General features: G+C 70.5%; 16 protein-coding genes. 6 read left to right on the top strand and 10 right to left on the bottom strand.

The features are described 5' to 3' along the window. Positions 1-214 precede the first annotated feature (214 nt). The 6 genes from RKD05_RS04090 to RKD05_RS04065 all read right to left on the bottom strand — a co-directional run bounded on the left by RKD05_RS04090 (position 215) and on the right by RKD05_RS04065 (position 7272). Complete coding sequence (locus RKD05_RS04090; RefSeq protein ID WP_424708196.1) at positions 215-1036, bottom strand: ABC transporter ATP-binding protein; 822 nt, start codon at positions 1034-1036, stop codon at positions 215-217. Next, the gene (locus RKD05_RS04085) at positions 1029-2711 is read right to left on the bottom strand and encodes a dipeptide/oligopeptide/nickel ABC transporter permease/ATP-binding protein (protein WP_424708194.1); all 1683 of its coding nucleotides are present in this window, start codon (positions 2709-2711) and stop codon (positions 1029-1031) included. The genes RKD05_RS04090 and RKD05_RS04085 overlap by 8 nt, the downstream gene beginning before the upstream one ends. Then, positions 2704-3723 carry an ABC transporter permease gene (locus RKD05_RS04080; protein ID WP_424708193.1) on the bottom strand — a complete coding sequence of 340 codons (1020 nt, stop codon included), beginning with the start codon at positions 3721-3723 and terminating at the stop codon, positions 2704-2706. The genes RKD05_RS04085 and RKD05_RS04080 overlap by 8 nt, the downstream gene beginning before the upstream one ends. Further along, positions 3723-5162 carry an amidase gene (locus RKD05_RS04075; RefSeq protein ID WP_424708192.1) on the bottom strand — a complete coding sequence of 480 codons (1440 nt, stop codon included), beginning with the start codon at positions 5160-5162 and terminating at the stop codon, positions 3723-3725. The genes RKD05_RS04080 and RKD05_RS04075 overlap by 1 nt, the downstream gene beginning before the upstream one ends. Positions 5163-5211: 49 nt before the next feature. Then, positions 5212-6768, bottom strand: coding sequence for an ABC transporter substrate-binding protein (locus tag RKD05_RS04070; RefSeq protein WP_424708191.1), 1557 nt, complete (start codon positions 6766-6768; stop codon positions 5212-5214). A gap of 75 nt (positions 6769-6843) precedes the next feature. Continuing rightward, positions 6844-7272 carry a DUF3237 domain-containing protein gene (locus tag RKD05_RS04065; RefSeq protein WP_424708190.1) on the bottom strand — a complete coding sequence of 143 codons (429 nt, stop codon included), beginning with the start codon at positions 7270-7272 and terminating at the stop codon, positions 6844-6846. Between the two features lie 180 nt (positions 7273-7452). On the opposite strand from RKD05_RS04065, the gene RKD05_RS04060 reads away from it, so the two are divergent. Together RKD05_RS04060 and RKD05_RS04055 are read left to right on the top strand one after the other, a co-directional pair. After that, positions 7453-8223 (top strand): SDR family NAD(P)-dependent oxidoreductase, encoded by a 771-nt coding sequence (locus RKD05_RS04060; RefSeq protein ID WP_424708188.1) that lies wholly within the window; start codon positions 7453-7455, stop codon positions 8221-8223. Between the two features lie 164 nt (positions 8224-8387). Next, positions 8388-9059 (top strand): TetR/AcrR family transcriptional regulator, encoded by a 672-nt coding sequence (locus RKD05_RS04055; RefSeq protein WP_424708186.1) that lies wholly within the window; start codon positions 8388-8390, stop codon positions 9057-9059. A 27-nt stretch (positions 9060-9086) separates the two neighbouring features. Here RKD05_RS04055 and RKD05_RS04050 read toward each other — a convergent pair whose 3' ends face one another. Next, the gene (locus tag RKD05_RS04050) at positions 9087-9572 is read right to left on the bottom strand and encodes a winged helix-turn-helix transcriptional regulator (protein ID WP_424708184.1); all 486 of its coding nucleotides are present in this window, start codon (positions 9570-9572) and stop codon (positions 9087-9089) included. Positions 9573-9651: 79 nt separating this feature from the next. Between RKD05_RS04050 and RKD05_RS04045 the strand changes: the two genes are divergently transcribed. After that, entirely contained in the window at positions 9652-10953 is a 1302-nt protein-coding gene (locus RKD05_RS04045) for an MFS transporter (RefSeq protein ID WP_424708183.1), read from the top strand. A 25-nt stretch (positions 10954-10978) separates the two neighbouring features. Further along, entirely contained in the window at positions 10979-11662 is a 684-nt protein-coding gene (locus RKD05_RS04040) for an SDR family oxidoreductase (RefSeq protein ID WP_424708182.1), read from the top strand. Between the two features lie 98 nt (positions 11663-11760). On the opposite strand, the gene RKD05_RS04035 is transcribed toward RKD05_RS04040, so the two are convergent. Both RKD05_RS04035 and RKD05_RS04030 read right to left on the bottom strand, forming a co-directional pair. Further along, positions 11761-12648, bottom strand: coding sequence for a hypothetical protein (locus RKD05_RS04035; RefSeq protein ID WP_424708180.1), 888 nt, complete (start codon positions 12646-12648; stop codon positions 11761-11763). Then, positions 12638-13807 (bottom strand): type IV toxin-antitoxin system AbiEi family antitoxin, encoded by a 1170-nt coding sequence (locus RKD05_RS04030; protein WP_424708179.1) that lies wholly within the window; start codon positions 13805-13807, stop codon positions 12638-12640. The genes RKD05_RS04035 and RKD05_RS04030 overlap by 11 nt, the downstream gene beginning before the upstream one ends. 81 nt (positions 13808-13888) lie before the next feature. Between RKD05_RS04030 and RKD05_RS04025 the strand changes: the two genes are divergently transcribed. Continuing rightward, positions 13889-14602, top strand: coding sequence for a phosphatase PAP2 family protein (locus RKD05_RS04025; protein ID WP_424708177.1), 714 nt, complete (start codon positions 13889-13891; stop codon positions 14600-14602). Continuing rightward, the gene (locus RKD05_RS04020; protein WP_424708175.1) at positions 14599-15402 is read left to right on the top strand and encodes a DUF1206 domain-containing protein; all 804 of its coding nucleotides are present in this window, start codon (positions 14599-14601) and stop codon (positions 15400-15402) included. The genes RKD05_RS04025 and RKD05_RS04020 overlap by 4 nt, the downstream gene beginning before the upstream one ends. Before the next feature lie 4 nt (positions 15403-15406). Here RKD05_RS04020 and RKD05_RS04015 read toward each other — a convergent pair whose 3' ends face one another. Next, positions 15407-17128, bottom strand: a complete 1722-nt coding sequence (locus RKD05_RS04015) for a LamG-like jellyroll fold domain-containing protein (protein ID WP_424708173.1) — start codon at positions 17126-17128, stop codon at positions 15407-15409. Between the last annotated feature and the right edge of the window lie 3 nt (positions 17129-17131).

The following is a 17131-nucleotide window of genomic DNA, read 5'->3' as shown; positions in this document are numbered from 1 at the left end:
CGGGCGGATGCGGAGTAGGCGAAGCGGGCGTCCGACCGTGCGCGATCAGCGCGGCTTGGACAGGAGATGTACGGGTCGACGAAGGGTTCAGTCACGGTATGCGCCGCGCGTGACCTGCGCGATGATGTCCGCGGTGGAGATCTTCCCGTCGATGTAGAGGTTGGGGTCGTCGATCATCTCGCGGGTCCGCTCCATGTTCCGCGGCGCGGTCCTGTCAGCGAACCGTGCGCACGACCGCGGTGGTGACCGGGGCCGTGACGTCGAACGCCGCGCCGCCGGGCACCGATTCGAGCAGACGCCGCGTGTAGGCGTCGCGGGGGTCGGCGAACACGTCCTCGATCGTGCCGTGCTCGACGACGCGGCCGTGCAGCAGCACGAGCACCTCGTCGCACACGTGCTCCACGACCGCGAGGTTGTGCGAGATGAACAGCATGGTCAGGTCGCGCTCGCGCTGCAGCCGCTCGAGCAGGCGCAGGATCTCGGCCTGGGTCGACACGTCCAACGCCGAGGTGATCTCGTCCGCCACGATCACATCGGGGTCGACCACGAGGGCCCGCGCGATCGCGATGCGCTGGCGCTGGCCGCCCGAGAACTCGTGCGGGTAGCGGTCCACGGCATCCTCCCCGAGGGCGACGGATGCCAGGGCCCCGACGATCCGCGCCCGGTGGCGGCGCAGGCGCGCGCCGACGGGATCGATGGCCTCGGCGAGCGTCTGGCCGATCGTGCGCCGCGGGTCGAGGGACGAGAACGGATCCTGCGGGATGTACTGCACCCGCCGCCGCACGGCCGCGACGGTCGCGCGCTTCGCCGACGCGAGCTCAATTCCGTCGAACACGATCGAGCCGGCCGCGACGCGGTGGAGGCCCACGATCGTCTTGGCCAGGGTCGACTTGCCCGACCCCGACTCGCCCACGATGCCGACCGTGCGGCCGCGGTCGACCCGCAGGCTCACCTCGTTCAGGACGCGGGTGCTCCGGATGCCGTGACCCAGATCGACCGACAGGTCGCTGATCTGCAGCAGAGGGATGTCAGACACGGTCGCGCTCCTCGAGGGGACGGGGGACGGTGGTCAGAGTCGGAGTCGCGGCCAGCAGGGCGCGCGTATAGGGGTGTTGCACTTCGCGTCGACGGAGCTGGTCGGCGGTGAGGCGCTCGACGATCTCGCCGGTGCGCATCACCAGGACCCGATCGCACAGGGCCTCCACCACGCCGATGTCGTGCGAGATGAAGAGGACCGCGGTGCCGTGGTCTCGGTTCAGGCGCTTGAGCTGCCGCAACACGTCGGCCTGCACGGTCACGTCGAGCGCTGTCGTCGGTTCGTCGGCGATCAGCAGACGCGGGTCGGTGACGAGGGAGCTCGCGATTCCGGCGCGCTGCAGCATGCCGCCCGAGAGGTGGAAGGGGTGCTGCCCCATCACCCGTTCCGGCTCGCGGATGCGCATCTCGGCGAGGCCGTCGCGCAGGCGGGTGCGGGACGTCCGTCTCGACAGGCCCAGGTGCACGCGGGCCACCTCCGTCAGCTGCGCGCCCATGCGCAGGGCCGGGTTGAAGGTCGAACCCGGGTCCTGGTACACCAGCCCGATCTCCCGCGCGAGGCGCGAGCGGTTCCCCGGTGACAGCAGGTCGAGGTCGTCGAGGCGGAGCACATCGGCATCCACTGCCACCCCGTCGGCCTGCAGCCGCGCGAGCGACATCGCGGTCATCGACTTGCCCGACCCCGACTCGCCCACGAGGCCGAGGATCTCCCCGGCGGCGATCTCGAACGAGATGTCGTCGACGAGCGTCGTGCCGCTCGGGGCGCGGACGGTCAGCCCGCGCACCTCGACGAGCGCGTCGGGGTGCGCCGCGACGCCCGACTCGCGCCGGCGGGACACCAGCGCACGAGTGCCGCGAGAGCTGCGCGGGTCGAGCCACACGGCCAGCCCGTCGCCGGCGAGCATCGCGGCGACGCCGGCGAACACGAGCATCACCGAGGGGCCCACGACCTGCAGCGGCTGCGAGTACACCGCGGGCAGGCCCTCGTTCAGCAGGCGCCCCCAGTCGAAGTCGGGGCTCTGCACGCCGAGTCCCACGAACGACAGGCTGGAGATGTCCAGCAGCGTCAGCGCAAAGCTCGACGCGATGAGGACCAGCAGGGGTCCGGAGATGTTGGGCAGCAGATGGCGCGAGAACAGGCGGAAACGCGGGACGCCGAGCAGCCTCGCGGTCCCCACGTAGTCGCGGGTGGCGACGGCACCGGTCATGTTCGAGGTGATGCGGGCGAAGCTCGGGACCCCGGCGAGCGCGATCGCGACGATCGCGGACAGCGTCCCGGCGCCGAGGATCGCGGCGATCACGAGCGCGAGGATCAGCGAGGGGAATGCGACCGTGGAGTCGATGACGCGCAGGACGGCTTCGCGGAGCCCGCGCGGACCGACCCACACGAGCCCGCCGATGAGCACGCCCAGCACGACGGATCCGGCCGTGGCCGCGGTGGCCATGAGGAGGGTCAGGCGGGTGGCGACGAGCGTGCGGGCGAGCACGTCACGGCCGAGGTCGTCGGTGCCGAGCCAGTGCGCGGCCGATGGCAGGGACCGGGTGTCGGGCGTCACCGTGGTCGCGGCGGCACCCCACACGAGGGGCGCCACGACAGCGATGACCACCAGGATGACGAGCATGACGAGACCGGCGATGAGGGAGGCCGGGACGTGGCGGGAGCGGCGTTCAGACATGCGTCGGGCCTCCGAGGGTGCGGGGGTCGATAAGGCCCAGCACGACGTCGATGAGCAGGTTGATGAGGATCGCGAGGGCGCCGACGGTGAGGACGATGCCCTGGATGACGGGGAAGTCGCGGAAGATGATCGCCTGCACGACCTCGAGACCCAGGCCGGGAAGGCTGAACACCGTCTCGATGACGATGGCGCCGCCGAGCATGCTCGCGAGGATCAGGCCCGTGAGCGTCAGGGTGCTGGCCATGAGGTTCGGCAGCGCGTGCCGGATGTACAGGCGCGCGGCCGGGAGCCGCCGGCCCCGCGCGGTGCGGATGTAGTCCTGATGGAGCACCGCGTAGGTCTCCTGCACCACGACGCGGGCGACGGCGAAGGTGGGGCCGAGGGCCAGGGCGAGGATCGGCAGCACATAGGCGGACTGCGTCGACGCGCCGCCGGCCGGCAGCACCTTCAGCCAGATCGCGAACACGACCACGAGCAGCGTGCCCGCCACGTACGCCGGGACCGAGGCGAAGAACCCGGCGACCGCGCCGAAACCGACGGCCAGCCAGGGGCGGCGACCGCTGCGCGTCAGCACCCCGACGGTCATGCCGACCGGGATGGCGACCAGGAGGACGACGACGATCGCGCCGAGCGCCGTCGTCGCGGTGTACGGGAGCTTGGTGGCGATCGTGTCGGTGACGGGTGTGTTGTACCGGAAGCTCTGCCCCAGATCGAACGTGAACAGCCCCCGCAGGTAGTCGAGGAACTGCACCGGCAGCGGGTCGTTCAGGTGCAGGCGCTCCCGCAGCGCAGCGACCGCGTCGGGCGAGGCGTTGGGCCCGAGGATCGCCACGGCCGGGTCGCCCGGGATGAGCGGCACGATGAGGAACGTCAGCAGGACGAGGAGCCCGAGCGAGAGCGCGAGCCCGCCGAGGCGGCGGAGCGCGAAGGAGCCCCACCCGCTGCCCCCGCCCCGCCGACGCACCGGCGGAGCGGGGGCCTCGGCGATCACCGCGAGGTCGACGGCCGACATCAGTCCCCCGTGTTCCCGGTGAGTGCGACGCCGCGGGCGATCGGAGCCTGACGGTGCTGCCAGTCGAAGACGGGCTCGAGCTCGGCGCCGAGGCGCAGGAGCGTCGCCTCGTCGTACGGTGCGCCGACCAGCTGAGCACCCAGGGGCATCCCGTTCGCCCCGGTGTGCACCGGGAGCGAGATCGCCGGGAGACCCGCGATGTTGCAGAACGCCGTGAACGAGATCGTCGAGAACTCCGTCAGGCGCTCGCCCGCGGGATCCTCGTTCGCCTCGTCGTACACGGAGCCGACGAGCGGCGTCGGGACGGCGGTGGTGGGCGTCAGCAGCACGTCGAAGTCGCGTCCCCACTGGGCGTTCACCTGACGCGTTTCCCACTGCAGGAGCGCCGCGATCTCGGCGTACTCGCCCGCGTGGAAGGACGCCGCGCGGTCGTAGCGGTACCGGATGTAGGGCTCGAGCTTGTCGGCATCCTCGATCGGGGAGGCCCAGGTCGAGGCACTGATGATGAGATCGGCGAAACCGCGGGTCGCGCGCTCGCTGAAGAGGAACGGCGACACCGGCGTGACGTGGTGGCCGAGCGCCTCGAGGGCGCGCGCCGCGACGAGCGCCGCTTCGCGGTTCTCGGGGTGCACGGCCACGCCGGTCGGCGCCTCCAGGAGCAGGCCGACGCGCAGCCGCGGTCCGGCGGCGCGGATCTCCTCGAGGTACGGACGCGCGGGCGCGGGGGCGGAGTACCAGCCGAGCGGGTCGAGCTGGGCGAGGGTGTCGAGCACCCCGGCTGCGTCCTCGATGGTGCGCGTGATGGCGCCCTCCGTGGTGGAGTGCTCCCACGCGCGCACGTCGTTCGGGATGCGCCCGCGACTCGGCTTGAGGCCCACGAGTCCCGTCGCGGCCGAGGGCACGCGGATCGAGCCGCCGCCGTCCGAGGCGTTGGCGATGGGGGAGATGTCGGCCGCGACCGCGGCGGACGCCCCGCCCGACGACCCGCCGGAGGTGTAGTCGAGGTTCCAGGGGTTGCGCGTCTTGCCATGGCGGGTGTTCTCGGTGGCGGTCAGCGCGCCGAACTCGGGGCTGTTCGAGCGCCCGAAGAGCACGAAGCCGGCGTCCTCGATGAGGTCGACGGTGATCTCGTTGGCTTCGGCGGGGCGCTCCGCCACGGACATCGACGAGTAGGTGAGGGGCTGGTTGCGGACCCCCACGAGGTCCTTGATCGGCATCGGCACGCCTTCGAACGGGCGCGCCTCGCCGCGGCGGAGGCGGTCGTCGGATTCACGGGCGCGGCGCAGCACGTCGTCGCGGTCGATCCACACGATCGCGTTGACGGCGGGGTTCACCTCGGCGAGGCGGTCGAGGTAGTGCTGGGCGGTCTCCACGGCGGAGACCTCGCCCGCGCGCAGCTTCCGCGCGAGCTCGGTGGCGGAGATGGAGGAGGAGATCATGATGGTTCCCTTCGGGGCGCCGGGCACGCGGCCCGGCGCCCCCGTGTGATCACTGGGCGATACGGAAGATGGGGTCGTCGAGCGCTCCGCCGAGCATCTGCACGGTGAAGCCGGGGCGGGAGGCGTAGATGAACGCGTCGTTGAGCAGCGGGAGAGTGTCGGAGCGGTCGACGAGCGCCTGGACGGCGGTGTCGAGCTGTCCGCATCGCGCCTTCTGGTCGGCCTCCGCGTTGGCGGCGGCGAACGCCGCGGATGCCGCGTCGTTCGTCACGGCGCCGTAGTTCGTGCCGCCCTGGTCGATGGTCGGACCGGTGAAGTTCAGCAGCGGGCTCGCCAGCGACCCGAGGAAGTTCAGGTCGGCGAACACGGTCAGGTCCCAGTCGCCGGGCTTGGCGACGACGGTCGTGATCCAGCTGCCGACATCGGTGTTCGTCAGGTCGACCGTGGCCCCGGCGGCGCGGAGCGCCTCGGCGATGTACTCGTTGCCGGCGCCGGCGGGGCCGACGATCGTCGGCGCGACGAGACGGATGGTCTTGCCCGACAGGGCGGAGGTCGCGGCGGTCACGTTCTGCGACGGAATGGTGATCTTCGAGTCGGCGACGCAGGCGACGTCGGGGGCGCCGAGGTTCGTGAGCACGTCACCGGTGTCCTGCGACGTGACGTTGCCGAACATGGCGCGGTCGATCGCCTCGACGACGCCCTTGCGGGTCGCCTGGTCGGTGAAAGGGCTGCCTTCGCGCTCGTTGAAGATCAGGTAGCTGTCCGAGAAGTGGTCGACGGTCACGGTGTACCCCGGCTGCCCCTGGAAGCGGTCGCGGGTCGTTGCCTGGATCTTGCCGATGTCGAGCTGCCCGCCCAGGATGAGGTTCGCGGTCGCGGTCGCGTCGGGCGAGACGGTGTATTCGAGGTTCTTCGCGGGAGTGCCGGCGACGGCGGTGCTCCACTTCGGCCACGCGGCGTAGTCGTCGCGCAGAGCGAAGTCGTACTTCACGCCGGGCTCGGCGGAGGTCAGGACGTACGGGCCGGATTCGCTGCCCTTCGCCGTGCCCGCGGCGAGACCCGCGGGGTCGGCCAGGCCGGCGGGGCAGATGATGCCGCTGCTGGCCACCGACATGGCATCCACCATGTACGGCCACGGGTTCGCGATGTCGATCGTGACGGTGCCGGCGGCGTCGTCGGCGGTGATGGTGGGGGTGTTGCCGGGGCCGAAGGTGTAGACGACCTGGGTCGAGCCGCTGTTCGGTCGGGCGAAGTAGTCGAGCGAGTTCTTCACCACGGTCGCGGTGATCTTGGTCCCGTCCGAGCACGTGGCGTCGGTGCGCAGCGTGAACGTCGCCTGGGTGGGCGTGGAGGTCCACGCGGTCGCGATGCCCGGGACGAGTCCCCCGGCGTCGCGTCGGACGAGGGTGTCGTACGCGGTCCGCGCCAGCAGGAAGTCGGGCAGCGAGGTGCTGAGCGTCGGGTCGAACGTCGCGGGGATGTCGATGGTCGTGCGGATGGTGTCGGTGGACGGGGACGTCGTCGAGGACGTCGTCGTGCACCCGGCCGTCGCGATCGCGACGGTCAGTGCGAGGGATGCGGCGATGACGCCGTGTCGCTTTCTCATGGTCTGCCTCTCGGGTGAGTCGGGTCTGGAGGGTCGGGTCGGGTGTGGCGGGTCGGGCGTGTGGCGGGTCGGGTGTCAGTCGAGGACTTCGTAGACGTCGATGGTCGTGTCGCCGTCGTGGGCGTACGCGCGGCCGACGAACATCGAGCGCGTGAGCCACTGCAGGTGGGGCGCGACGGTGCGGAAGCGCGGCGTGGTGAGGAAGTACTCCCCGGCGCCGTCGGTGGCGGGCGGGCGGACGACGCCCACGTTGACCACGTCGATGACGTCTCCGTCGGTGGTGCGGATCAGGTAGCGCGCCTCGACGTCGTAGCTGCCGTCGGCGCGCGCGAGGCACCAGTCGCCCCCGCCCGGGATGATCTCGCCCTCGACGTCTCCCGTCACCGGTCCACCGGTGATCGGGATGAATTCGAGAACGTCGTCACCCCGCTTCTCGAGCGGGATGCCGGGGTCGACGCGAGCGACGACGGTGAAGCAGGGGCGGAGCGATGGAGCGGGTTTCATCTGTGCCTCCACGGCGGAAGAGCGACGCATCGTTGCGTGGTTTCCCCGAGTATCCCGATAGTGGATGGCCTAGTCAACAGCATTCACTAACTCGTAACATCAGGCGACGGCATCCGAAATTTCCCCGAAAAGTCGGGGCTCGGCCCGTGCAGGATGGAACGACGGAGAAGGAGACCCACCATGACCGAGCGCACCAGCGACATCGCGATCGTCACCGGGGCGGGCAGCCCGGAGGGGATCGGCATGGCATCCGCGCTGCTCCTCGGTCGGGCCGGAATGCGCGTGGTCGTCGCCTCGACCACGGATCGCATCCACGACCGCGTCGCCGAGTTGCGCGCCGCCGGAGTGGACGCGCACGGCGTCGCCGCCGACCTGACGCGCGCGGACGGAGTGGATGCCGTCGTGGCCGCCGCCCTCGACGCCTTCGGCGCGCCGACCGTGCTCGTGAACAACGCGGGCATGACCTCGACGTCGAACCCCGACGAGCCGGCATCCATCGACGAGATCTCCATCGCGCAATGGACCGCCTCGATCGACCGGAACCTCACGACCGCGCTCCGGATGACGCGGGCCGTCCTCCCGGGCATGCGCGCGGCCGGCTACGGGCGGGTGGTGAACGTCGCCTCGATCTCGGGTCCCGTCATGGCGTACGCGGGCGACGTGGCGTACCACGCGGCGAAGGCCGGGATGCTCGGTCTGACGCGCGCGGCCGCCGTCGACGTGGCGGCCGCCGGAATCACGGTGAACGCCGTCGCGCCGGGCTGGATCGCCACGTCGTCGTCGAGCGACCACGAGCGCGCGATGGGCAGCGCGACCCCCGTCGGCCGCCCGGGAACGCCGCAGGAGGTGGCCGCGGTCGTCGCCTTCCTGGCGTCGCCCGGGGCGTCCTACGTGACGGGCCAGCTGATCGTGGTCGACGGCGCGAACTCGATCAACGAGGAGCGCGGATGATCGTCGATGACGGCGGGATGCCATGACCGCGCGTCGTCCGGGAGGGCGGTGATGCGCCCGCCCGGGTCTCGGGGGCGCGGGCGACGGGATAGCCTGGCCTCCTCGCCACGCGAGGCCGCCGGTCCGCGGGGCGCGCGAACCGGACGCCAGATCGGGGGGTCGTCATGACCGAGGAAATCAGGACCCGACGCAAGCGGGGGTCCATCACGCGCGCCGAGATCGTCGACGCCGCGCTGCGGCTGATGGACGGCGAGGGCGAGTCCGCCCTGACCTTCTCGCGGCTCGGAGCCGAGCTGAAGTCCTCCCCGACCGCGGTGTATCGGCACTTCACGAGTCGCGACGAGCTGCTCGAGGCGCTCGCCGACCACCTCGACGGCATCTCGCTCGCGGGCTACGTGCCCACGGACGACTGGCGCGCGGATCTGACCGACCTGGCGTGGCGCGCGTGGCACACCGCGGAAGCGCACCCGGCCGCGGCGGCGTTGACGCTCCTCACCGTCGCGAACAGCATCAACGAGCTGCGCGCGGTGGAGTGGATCCTGCGGGCCATGGCGGTCGCCGGGCTCCGCGGGCGCGCGGCCGTGGTGCAGTACCAGGTGTACGCGCAGACCGTCCTGGGTGCCGCGTCCGCCTACGGTGCGCGCCTCGCCAGTGCGCGGACCCGCGAGGTCGCGGACGGCTGGATCCAGGTGTACGCGCCCACGGATCCGTCGCAGTACCCGCACGCTGAGGCCGCCAAGGCCGATCTCGCGATGATCAACTACCGCGAGGTGTTCGCGCAGCAGCTCGAGATGTACCTGTCGGCGCTCGAGCTGACGGTGACGCGGACCGGCTGAGTCGCGGACGCGGGTCCGTCCGGCCGCTCAGCCGAGGGTGACGAGCCGCCCCTCCCAGGGCCCCGGCCGTTTCCACGCCACCTCGTGGTCGACGTCGAGCAGCGCGCCGCAGTGCTCGCAGACCTCGGATCGATCGGATGCCACGCCGCAGGCGCCGCAGATCACCGTGAACGCCGGCTTCTCGTGCTCGGACGGGCGGTGTTCGTGCGCCCAGGCCGCGTACGCCTGCAGGATCGGCAGCGCGTCGGTCGCGGCGCGCGTGGGGAAGTACTCCACACGCGGGCGCGGTCCCGTCGTGTAGGGCCGGGCCTCGAGCAGGCCCGCCGACACCATGCCCGACAACCGTGACGAGAGCACATTGTCGGCGGCATCCAGTCGACGTTTGAAGTCGTCGAAGCGACGTGCGCCCGCGAGCACCTCGCGAAGGATCAGCAGCATCCACGGGTCGCCGACGGCGTCGATTCCGCGCGCGATCGGGCAGACGTTCCCGCTCCAGTCGGACCTCAGGGGCATGGCATCCTCCTCTCACTTGCTTGAAGCAAGCATACGCGCTAGCGTTCGGGTACTTACTCCTTTGAAGAAAGTAAATGACGTGAGCGAGACGACGGCAGTGCTGAGTGCGAGGTCCATCGGCGGCTGGACGGCGCGCTCGCGCGCGTACACGGCGCTGAACCTGCTCGGCTCGGTCGCCGTCGCGGCCGCCGCCGGTGCGGGCAGCCCGCTGTTCGTGTACGAACAGGGGTGCTGGGGCTTCGGCGACGGGACGCTGACCGTGATGTTCTCGGTGTACGCGTTCACGCTGCTGCTCACGCTCCTGACCGCCGGGTCGCTGTCCGACCACGTCGGCCGTCGACCCGTGATGGTGGGGGCGATCATCCTGCTGATCGTGGCCTGCGGCATCCATCTCTGGGCGACGTCGCCCGAGTGGGTGATCGCCTCCCGTGCCGTGCAGGGGGTCGCGACCGGTGCGGCCACCAGCACCTTCACGGCGATGGTGTCGGAGACGGTGCCCCCGCGCTCCCGCGGGCGCCTCACGCAGATCGCCGGCACGGCGCCGATCGGCGGTCTCGCGCTCGGGGCGCTGTTCGCCGGGATCGCCACCGCCGTCGCGCCCGAACCGGTGCTCGCGGTGTTCGCGCCGATCGTCCTGCTGCTCGTCGTCGCGATCGGCGCGGTCTTCTTCACGCCCGAGTCGTCGTCGCGGGTCGCGGGCGCGTGGCGCTCGCTGGTTCCGCACATCGCGGTCCCGCGTCGGCTGCGGCCCGAGTTTCTCCGCGGAGCATGGCTCGTCTCGGCCGCCTGGATGAGCTCCGGCCTGTTCCTCGGCCTCATGCCCTCGCTCGCGCACCACACGCTGCAGCTCGACACCGTCGCGGGGACCGTCCTGGTGTTCCTGCAGCCCGGGGTCGCCGCCGTCGCAGGACTCGCCTCGACGGGACTGGCGCCGCGCACCGCGGCCGTGCTCGGCGCGCTCGGGTGCGCCGTCGGTGGCATCCTGATGGTCGTCGGCATCGCGACGGCGTCCACGGTGATCGTCGTGGTCGCCGCGATCGCGGCCGGTATCGGCAACGGGATCGGGTTCGCGGCGGTCCTGCGTCCCCTCAACGCGGCAGCGCACACGCACGAACGAGGCGGCCTCATGGCGGCGATCTACGTCGTCGCCTACCTCAGCTACGGCGTGCCCGCGCTCGTCGCGGGCCAGCTCGCGACCGTGTTCGCGCTGCCCGCGACGGCGATCGGATACGCGACGTTCCTCGCCGTGGTCGCCCTCGTCGCGCTGGCGCTGCGCGCCGGTGTTCCGGGCCCTGGTGCCACCGATGGCGCCTCGACTCGCGGCGTCGGCGCCGGTGCCCTGACCCCCGCCCGTTCGGGCGGACGAGAACACTCCGCGTGAGCGGACTCGAACAAGGAGAGAAGAAATGACAGAGATCTCGGATGCCGTTGTGCTCGTCACGGGTGCGAACGGCGGGCTGGGCACGGAATTCGTGCGGCAGGCCCTCGCCGGCGGCGCGAAGAAGGTCTACGCGGCGGCGCGCTCGCCGCGGCAGTGGGACGACCCCCGAGTCGTGCCCCTCGCGCTGGACGTGACCGACGAGGCCGCGATCGAACGGGCGGCGCAGGATGCCGCGGACGTCGACGTGCTCATCAACAACGCCGGCATCCTGCGTCAGGGCGACCTGTTGACAGGTGACGTGGCGGACGTCCGCGCCCAGCTGGAGACGAACCTCTTCGGCCCGCTGCTGCTGACGCGTGCGTTCGCGCCGCGCCTCGTGGCCGCGAAGGGCGCGGTGATCAACGTCGCGTCGGTGCTGTCCTGGCTGGCGTGGGGCAAGGGCTACAGCATCTCGAAGGCGGCCCTGTGGTCGGCCACGGAGGGGCTGCGCCTCGAGCTCGAACCGCAGGGCGTGCAGGTCGTGGGTGCGTACCTCGCCTTCACCGATACCCCGATGAACGACGGCCTGACCGACCAGCCGATGAACGACCCCGCCGACGTCGTCGCTGCGATCTACGACGGGTTGCGCCGCGGGCTCGGCGAGGTCCTCGCCGACGACACGACGCGCGCGGTCCGCGCCGGGTTGTCGCGCGTGGCCGACGCGGCCTGAGGTGGGGCGTGGGCGCGTCTCCGCGGAACTTCACCCTCTGCATTTCTCGGTGAGGAAATGCCTGATTCTTGGGTGATTCGTTCAGGTTTGGAGGCGCGTCACCCCTCCTCCCTCCCCACGGTGCTCGCGTCGGCCCGATGCGCGGAGAACGCGCGCAGGAACTGAGCCGCGGATTGCGTAACATCCGCCCGTAACTGGTCGTCCTCGGATTCGTCGCCAGCCAGATGGAGCTGCCGGATAGCTGCTTCGACCCAAGGAGACTGAATGTCGGCGAGACGTGAGACAGCCGACGCGATAGTGGCGTGAACGGGTTCGCTGTGCGATGGCGTCTGCGTCGAGGCCGCCGCGACCGCCGCCGCGGCGGGCCCACCCGGTGAATACATGATGACAAACGCCAGGTCGTAGGCATCCTTTTCTTGCTCACGACTCAGGAAGGCCGCGGATTTCGCCGCTACATAGCCGCCAAGGCTTGCGAACCTCAACCGCACTCGATCTGGGGCATCGGGAAAATCGGCTCGTACCGTATCGGTCACGATCAATTCACGTTCGGTCGGTTCGTGAAGAGCGGCAGCGGGGCCCGCCAGATTCTTGGCAGCCGCTTCCGTCGCTCCGGGCAGGTGGATTGCTTGCCCCGGATGGTCGTACACGTCGCAGAGCAGATCGAGTCGAACGAGAGCCTCGCCGAGACGGCCGACCCACTTCCACCCGGCCGAATTTTCTACCGGAGTGAATCCGCCCTCCGCGAGCGAGCGATCGAGCCATCCGAAGTCGAGATCGTCTCTGTCGTAAACGAAGCCGAGTTCGAACAGGAGGTCGACATCGGTCGTGCCAAGGTGCCGGTGGGGGGCAGCAGAAGCGAGGAAGTCAGGGTTCAGGCCGCCGATGACGACAAAGTCCGTGGAGTGGCTCCCCGCCAGAATGGCGAATCGGATCAGCGCTTCTTCGGCACGAGTGCGGGCCGCGAGGCTTCGTGGCTCAGAATCCAATCGCCACCTCCCGCATGTGCTCGGCTGCGTCGGTGCCGCGGCCGCCGATTCGAAGGAGGTCGGCGTACACGCGGACGGGGGAAGCGACGTTCTTGTGTTTCGATTCCCGGGCGAAATCGAATACATAGTCCGCCGCGGAACGAAGGTGAATCCGTCCGCCGCGGTCGACGGGGCTCACCTCGGCATCTTCAGTCAGCCGTTCAAGAGCATGATCGAATCCGTCCTCGGGTACGTAAAGGATCATGTCGGGCACATTCGTCACAAATGGGGCGATGTCGTCCGCCCCCGCCCAACCCGACATAGCCCAAGGAACGTCTCCGAGTGCCCTGTGGGCGAGCGCCTCCCATTCGTGGGGCTCGCGATGGAGCGTGTGCAAGTCGATGCGTCGTTCCTTATGCGGCGATCGCACATAGTGTCCCGCCCAGTCGCTGAGCAGTCGCCCCTGATCGCGGAGCTCGCGCGTCGACGTAGGGCCTCTCTCGGGACCGAACTTGGCGGTGTAGCCCTCCTCGTCGAACATCGTGAGAATCTTTGCTACCTGTCCGGGTGAGATGCCTGTCGCCTGGGCGATCTGAGCGATTCGGTCGACTCCGTTCCACGTCTTGGCGAGGCCGACGGGATGTTCCTGGCGTCGTGAGAGGACGAATTCGGCGACCGAGCCTGCACTGCGTGACCACGACACCGTGGTGGTAGCGCTCTGAGGTAGCGGTCGTGGCTTGAGCCGCGTGATGAACAGGTGGGGAGGGAGGGAGATATCCGCGTACCCGCTCGCGTCCGCCCAAGATAGGCCTCTTTCGGTCAGCAAACGGATGGATCCGGGGCTCAGGTGGCGCGCGGTCACCACCAGCCCGCTCGAGTCGTCTGACGCCACCCCGTCGATCGCACGGCGGACGTCGGCAGGGAATCCCTCCCCGGCCCAGATCGGTCGCAGCATGACCTCGGGCGCGTTCGCAGCGAGAAGCACTCCATCGGCGACCGCCTCGGGCCTCAGCGCGTGCGGGACAACGCTCATCAAGACAGCGACTCCCGGGTTTATTCCTTTCAGCACGGTTGTCAGTGTATCGAGATAGAACACAGTTGTTTGGAATAAACCCTCCGGATCCTGGAGGAGGAAAGAACCGAAGCCGACATCCGTCCCGGGCGCCCTCTGCCTTGGCATCCAACCTTGCCGCTCGAGAGGACTGATGCGGCGGTTCGCAAGTGCCCCTTCCGGCGGGGCGCCCCTTGCGATGATGTCGGGATGGATGCCCCCACCGACGATGCCGCGGCCGGCACCGTCGCCCCGACCTCGCCCGTCGACCCCGACGCCCGCCGCGCCCACGCGCTCGTCGTCGGCGTCGTCGCGACCGTCGCCTTCGTCGCTCTACGGCTGTTCGTCGCGCTGTCCGGATCGGCCCCGCTGCCGATCGACGCGTGGTGGGACGCCACGATGGCCTCGCTCGCGTCGCCCGTCGTCGTGATCATCGCGTGGGTGCCCGCGATCGTCGGCGGCACGATCGGCATGATCCTCATCGGGGTCGCGACGACCATCGCGTTCCTCATCCTCCGACGGCCGTGGGATGCCCTCAACGTCGGCGGAGCCATCGCCCTCGTCGTCGCGATCGGCGCCCCGATGGCCGCGGTGATCGCGCGGGCACGACCGACGGACTCGCTCGCCGAGACCGTCGCCACCTCGTTCCCCTCCGGCCACACGGCCGTGGCGACGACGATCGTCGTGACGCTCGGCCTGATCCTCCGACGGCGGTGGGTCTGGGCGATCGGGGTGACCTGGGTCGTCCTCATGATGTGGAGCCGGACCTACCTCCACGCCCACTGGCTCTCCGACGTCACGGCGGGCGCCCTGGAGGGTCTCGCGGTGTCCACGCTCGTGTGGGCGGCTATTGAAGTGGCGCGCGAGCGGCGAGCGCAACGGGCTGCCGCTTCCCGCGACCTGAGCGCTACGGTGCACGGATGACATCCGCCAGCGCAGCAGCCGACAAGGCGCAGGATTCCACCGCTTTCCGAGTCGCCGCCCGCATCGGGTACGTGGTCCTCGGACTGTTGCACCTCCTCATCGGCGTGATCGCCATCGCCATCGCCACCGGCGGGGCGGGCGACAGCGCCGACCAGTCCGGTGCTCTCGCCCAGATCGCCGCCGCCCCCGCGGGGATGCTGCTGCTCTGGGTCATCGTCGTCGGGCTCGTGGCCCTGGCGATCTGGCAGATCAGCGAGGCGATCGTCGAGCGGACCCCGGATGCCAAGAAGCGCTGGGGCTACCGCGTGAAGTACATCGGCACGGCGGTGGCGTACGCGGCGATCGCCGGCACGGCGTTCACGGCGGCGATGGGCGGCCGCTCCGAGTCGTCGGCATCGACGCGGAACCTGAGCGCCAATCTGCTCCAGGCCCCGGGCGGCATCTTCCTGCTCGTCCTCATCGGCCTCGTCGTCGCGGCGATCGGCGCATCGTTCGTCGTCCGCGGCATCACCCGAGCGTTCCTCAAGAACCTCTCCGTTCCGAGCGGCCCGGCCGGTCGTGGCATCCGGGTGTTCGGCACGGTCGGTTACGTCGCGAAGGGGATCGCGGTGGGGGTCGCCGGCATCCTGTTCATCGTCGCGGCGCTCACGCACGACCCGAACGCCGCGAGCGGCCTCGACGGCGCGCTCCGTTCGCTCGCGGGTCTGCCGTTCGGGCAGGTCGTGCTGTGGCTCGTCGGGGCGGGGCTCGTCGTGTACGGCGTTTTCTGCTTCGCCCGCGCCCGCTACGCCCGGATGTGAGACGTCAGGGCCGTCCGGCGACGTAGTGCCACCGCACCTCGGCGGCGGTGAGCGCGCGCGTGTAGATCGCGGCGTACTGGATGCTTCCGGTGAAGAACGACGGACCGTCGTAGTCGATGCTGCCGATGGACGTGCCGTTCGCCCACGCGAGGAGCTTGCCGCAGCCGATCTTCCAGTACCCGTCGTACGGCTCCGCGGTGGTGATGCCGGTGTTCGTGGCGACGAGGATGCCATCGACGTACAGCGCCATCCCCGCGGAGGAGAGCGACGCGACCACCGCGTGCCATTTCCCGTCGGCGTACGAGGTGCCGGCCGGCGTGGCGATCGTCACCACCTGACCGGGATAGACGCCGAACACGATCCGGCCGTCCGTGTCGAGGTAGACGTGCCGGTCGTACTGGCCGTCGGCGGCGGACTGATCCGCGGAGCCGAACCCGATGATCTTTCCGTTCGCCTTCGTCGTCGTGCGGAACCAGGCCTCGAGGGTGAAGGTGTCGGGGCTCGACACCTTCCCCGGCACGTACAGGCACTGGCCGTTGCCGAACGCCACCGAGTTCGCCGGCGAGTCCCGCACGCACCCCACGGAGGTGTCTTTGACAGGCGTGATCGCGAAAGTCGCCTTCGGCAGCGACGCGCCCCGAAGATCCGGTTCGTTCGTGCCGCCCGCGCCGCTGACGGCGAACGCGCCCTTCGTCGCGGACGAGGTCGCCGTCGAGCTCTCGGCGGCGGCGCACGTGAAGAAGGGGTTGGTGGCGGCCGTGTCCGTCGTGTTGCCGATCCGGGCGCCGAACGCCGCGGTCGTCGTCGCGACCGTGGTGAGCAGGACCACCGCGGCGACGGTGACGACCAGCACCGGCACGAGGATGCGGCGAGCCCGACGGTCCGGGCGCACGCGGAGCCCGGATGCCACGGCCACCGGGTCGTCGTCCCGCACGAGCAGCGCGGCGGCGAGCGGGATCAGGCAGAACGCGATGAGCAGCAGCCGCGTCGCGAGATCGGGGTCGGGTACCGGGACGAGCGAGAACGCCCCGGTCGTGAGGCGTTCCGTGGTCTCGACCACCGCGTCCTCGCCGCTCACGAGCCGCACGGTGCCGGCGAGGACGGGCAGGAGGCCGGTGTTGACGACGTGCAGCAGGGCGCCCGCCCCGTCGTCGGTGCCGCGGTAGTCCAGGAGCCGCACGTCGAACCAGGGCCGGAGCCACAGCGTGACCAGCGTGACGGTCACGGCCCAGCCGGTCAGGCGCACGCTCCAGATCCAGCGGACGTCGGCACGGCGGGCCCACGTGATCGCCTCGGTGAGGACGCCGCCGAGGAGCAGCCAGGGTGCGGCCGTGAGGAGGAAACCGGCGCCGGGCACGAGGGCGACCGCGCGGCCGATGACCTGTGCCGGCGCGACCGTCCACCCGTCGGGTGCGCCGTTGAGATCGCCGCGCGTCGTCAACCCGTCGGGACCGACATCCACGACGCGGTGCGTGACCGTCCGGTCGCCGACGGTGAACGTGAGGACGTCGCCGGTCGAATACGTCTCGGCCGGCGCGGTCACGACGAGCGTTCCGACCGGCGCCGTCGTCCCCATGCTGGGCGTCTGGATGGCGAACAGGCGGATGCCGGAGACGGCGAACACCGCGGCGACCGTGAGGGCGAAGAAGACGACGGCGATCGCGACGACGAGGGCCGCGCGTCTTCCTCTCGCCGGGCGATCGGTCGCCGCGGTGTCGGACGTCACGGA

The organism is Microbacterium sp. SLBN-111 (assembly GCF_049739645.1).
In the GTDB taxonomy this organism is placed as follows: Bacteria; Actinomycetota; Actinomycetes; order Actinomycetales; family Microbacteriaceae; genus Microbacterium.
Note: the sequence above shows the minus strand (reverse complement) of the source record. Positions and strands in the feature narration are given on the sequence as shown.

Coding starts and splice junctions, on each gene's coding strand:
- RKD05_RS04085 (WP_424708194.1), bottom strand. CDS start 2,711: ATGTCTGAACGCCGCTCCCGCCACGTCCCGGCCTCCCTCATCGCCGGT.
- RKD05_RS04080 (WP_424708193.1), bottom strand. CDS start 3,723: ATGTCGGCCGTCGACCTCGCGGTGATCGCCGAGGCCCCCGCTCCGCCG.
- RKD05_RS04075 (WP_424708192.1), bottom strand. CDS start 5,162: ATGATCTCCTCCTCCATCTCCGCCACCGAGCTCGCGCGGAAGCTGCGC.
- RKD05_RS04070 (WP_424708191.1), bottom strand. CDS start 6,768: ATGAGAAAGCGACACGGCGTCATCGCCGCATCCCTCGCACTGACCGTC.
- RKD05_RS04065 (WP_424708190.1), bottom strand. CDS start 7,272: ATGAAACCCGCTCCATCGCTCCGCCCCTGCTTCACCGTCGTCGCTCGC.
- RKD05_RS04060 (WP_424708188.1), top strand. CDS start 7,453: ATGACCGAGCGCACCAGCGACATCGCGATCGTCACCGGGGCGGGCAGC.
- RKD05_RS04055 (WP_424708186.1), top strand. CDS start 8,388: ATGACCGAGGAAATCAGGACCCGACGCAAGCGGGGGTCCATCACGCGC.
- RKD05_RS04050 (WP_424708184.1), bottom strand. CDS start 9,572: ATGCCCCTGAGGTCCGACTGGAGCGGGAACGTCTGCCCGATCGCGCGC.
- RKD05_RS04040 (WP_424708182.1), top strand. CDS start 10,979: ATGACAGAGATCTCGGATGCCGTTGTGCTCGTCACGGGTGCGAACGGC.
- RKD05_RS04030 (WP_424708179.1), bottom strand. CDS start 13,807: ATGCCAAGGCAGAGGGCGCCCGGGACGGATGTCGGCTTCGGTTCTTTC.
- RKD05_RS04025 (WP_424708177.1), top strand. CDS start 13,889: ATGGATGCCCCCACCGACGATGCCGCGGCCGGCACCGTCGCCCCGACC.
- RKD05_RS04020 (WP_424708175.1), top strand. CDS start 14,599: ATGACATCCGCCAGCGCAGCAGCCGACAAGGCGCAGGATTCCACCGCT.